This window comes from Streptomyces sp. WELS2 (assembly GCF_013870595.1).
Classification (GTDB): Bacteria; Actinomycetota; Actinomycetes; order Streptomycetales; family Streptomycetaceae; genus Streptomyces.
This window is the reverse complement of record NZ_JACBWZ010000946.1, coordinates 1-2,207: the sequence shown is the minus strand read 5'-3', so window position 1 is coordinate 2,207 and position 2,207 is coordinate 1. Positions and strand designations below refer to the sequence as shown.

Sequence of the window (2,207 nt, the reverse complement as noted above, 5' to 3'; positions counted from 1 at the left end):
CGTCGGCCCGTTCGGCGGGGGGCTGGGGAGCGCCGGCCAGCCGGCGGGTGGCGGCCGCGGTGCCGAGCAGGCGGGCCGCCCGGCTCCAGCAGCCGGTCAGTGAGTGCGCTCCGGCCAGCCCTTCGAGGGCGAGCGCCACGGCCCGCGGGTCACCGGTGGAGACGGCGGCGGCCAGTCCGTCCTGGTGCAGGGTGTACGCCTGGGCGGCGTCGCCGCGCTGCTCCGCGATGAAGCCGAGTTCGGCCAGCACCAGGGCGAGGCCCGGTGCGTCGTAGCGGCTGCGGTTCCACGACAGCCAGGGGCGCAGCCGGTCCTCGGCGGTGTCGAGGTGCCCCTCGCGCCGGGCACCCAGGGCGAGACCGAGCGCCGCGAACTGCTCCGCCGGCTGGTTGCCCTGTTCCACGGCGAGGCGCACGGCGCGGGTGTGGAAGTCCTCGGCCTCCCGGTAGCGCCGCTCCAGCAGGGCGATCCGGCCCAGCCCGGAGAGCTGACGGGAGACCTCGGGCCACAACTCCAGGCCCTCGGCGATGCGCAGGCTCTCCCGGTGCAGCTGTTCGGCCCGGGCGTACTCGCCGTTGATCTCGGCGTACAGACCGAGCACCTCGACGGCCTTCAACTCGCCCCAGCCTTCGCCGAGTTCCACGAAGAGACGGCGGGACCGCAAGGCGTCGCGGCGCATGGCGGCCAGGTCCCCGCGGGCCATGGCCAGCGCGGCGCGGCTGCCCAGCGCGGCCGCGACGCCCCACTGGTCCTGGCCGGCCCGGAACTCCTCCAGGGCCCGGTGGACGCTCGACTCGCCGGCTTCCAGCGCCCCCACGCTCAGCTGGGCGTGGCCGAGGAACCAGGCGGCGCGTGTCGAGCCGGGGGTGCGGGCGGCGTCGGGACGGGCCCGCACGACGTGCTCGACGCCCGACCAGCCCTCTCCCAGCAGGATCGCGAAACCGGCGTGCCAGGACACCGCCTCGGCGCGCGCGGCGGAGTCTCCGTCGCCCTCGACGGCCAGCGCGATCGCCAGCGACCGGCGCGCCTCGCCCAGCCTGCCGCGCAGGAACCGGTACCAGCTCAGGGAGTTGGCGAGCCGCAGCGCGAGTTGGGCACTCCCGGTGCGCCGGGCCTCCTTGAGCGCGCGGCGGAAGTTGGCGTTCTCCGCGTCCAGCCTGAGCAGCGACCGGCACTGGTCCCGGCCGTTCAGCCGGCGGCCCGCCCGCTCGGCCAGGTCGGTGTAGTACCGCAGGTGCCGCCTGGCGACCGAGGCCAGGTCCTGCTCGCGCAGCCGCTGCTGGCCGTAGGCGGCGACGGACTCCAGCAGCCGGTAGCGGGTGCCGGACGGTCCCGTCTCGCGCAGCGCCAGGGAGCGGTCCACGAGGATGGCGAGGGCGTCCAGGACCTCGTGCCGGGTCAGGCCGTCGTCGGCGCACACCTCCTGCGCGGCCTCCAGGTCGCAGCCGTCGGCGAACACGGAGAGCCGGCCCAGCACCGTCTGCTCGCGGGATTCCAGCAGGCTCCAGCTCCAGTCGAGGGTGGCCTGCAGGGTGCGGTGGCGGTGCGGGGCGTTGCGGTAGCCGCCGGTCAGGACCCGGAAGCGGTCGTCGAGCCGGTCGTGCAGCTCGTCCACGCCGAGCGCCCTGACCCGGTTGGCCGCCAGCTCCAGGGCCAGCGGTATGCCGTCGAGGCGGCGGCAGATCTCGGCGATGCGCGCCGCGGTCGCCTCGTCGGGCGTGAAGTGGGGGTCCGCGGCGGCGACACGGTCGACGAACAGCCGGACGGCGCTGGCGGACAGCAGGTGCGGCAGCCGTTCCTCGTCCGGTGCCGGCAGCCCCAGCGGGGGCACCGGCCAGACGGTCTCCCCGCCGATCCGCAACGGCTCCTGACTGGTCGTCAGCACCCGTAGGCCGGGGGCGGCGTCGAGCAGCGGGCCCAGCAGCCGGGCCACGTCGTCGATCACGTGCTCGCAGCCGTCCAGCAGCAGCAACAGCCGCTGCCCGGCGAGCACTTCGGCGAGCTTGCGGTCCGTCCCTCCGGCGGGGTCGGTGGTGGCGGCCTCGTGGATGCCGAGCACGGCCATCACCCGATCGGCCAGCCACGCCGGGTCGCCGCCGCCGGCTTCCGGGCCGCCGGTGCCCGCCAGCTCCACCAGCCAGACCCCGTCGGGGAATTCACCGGCCAGGCCGCCCGCGGCCGCCGTGGCGAGCCGGGTCTTGCCCACC

General features: G+C 76.0%; 1 protein-coding gene. It reads right to left on the bottom strand.

Annotated features, from left to right (window positions below):
- The coding region (locus H5J33_RS32080) for an AfsR/SARP family transcriptional regulator (protein WP_181798249.1) at positions 1 to 2,207 on the bottom strand (2,207 nt) is incomplete at both ends.